The organism is Pararhizobium sp. P1_E7 (assembly GCF_056405855.1).
Window position 1 is genome coordinate 1 of sequence record NZ_JBFUBH010000246.1, and the last position, 754, is coordinate 754.

The window sequence follows — 754 nt, forward strand, 5'->3', positions numbered from 1 at the left end:
GGTTCGAGTAGAGCGGCAGAACCATGAAAGGGAGATAGGAATAAACGATCCCAATATAAACGGCCGTCTGCGTGTTCAGGATCTGTAACGGTCGATCGATCAGCCCCGACGCAAGAAGCAAACTGTTGAGAAGACCGTCATTGCTGAGAATGGCCATCCATGCATAGACACGGATCAGCAGAGAACTCCAAAACGGCACGATGACGAGGAAAACCAGAAGCGAACGCCAAGGATGCTTGCAGCAGGAAATACCGTAGGCCAGTGGATAGGCTATGAGCAGCGTGAGAAGTGTCGCGATGGCCGCTACCTTGAGACTATTCAGATAGGCGTGCGCATAGAGCCCGTCGCGAAAAACGAACTGGAGATTTTCGAAATTGAGCTTGATGGACAGCATCGCGCCGTCCCAGGTGAACAGCGGCTCGTAAGGCGGCATGCCGACACGCGTCGAGGACAATGCGATGGCGAGCACGAGCAGCGTCGGCAGAAGAAACATGACCCCGAGCCAGAGGAAGGGCGGAATTATCAGCAGTCTTTGGTTCTGACCCATGGTCTTTGGTGTAACCATGACAATCACTCCGCGAGAAGGTGTGCAGCCTCGCCGGCCCATCCGGCAGCGACGGCTTCACCGATCTGGAAGTCTTCACCTCCGCTGTTTACTTTTACCGCGTCCAGGGTGGCGTTTGTGGCCAGCCTCAGCCGGTACCGTCTCTGCGCGCCGGTGTAGGTGATGTCTTCTACGATGCCGGGAACACCC

Annotated in this window: 2 protein-coding genes; both read right to left on the reverse strand. The window is 56.0% G+C overall.

The annotated features are described in order from the left end of the window. Window positions 1–565, reverse strand: a 565-nt coding sequence (locus AC1D17_RS29220; protein WP_477568675.1) for an ABC transporter permease, incomplete at its 3' end; no start/stop codon positions are given. A gap of 5 nt (window positions 566–570) precedes the next feature. Then, window positions 571–754 (reverse strand): TOBE domain-containing protein (locus AC1D17_RS29225; protein WP_477568676.1); only part of this gene is annotated, 184 nt, incomplete at its 5' end.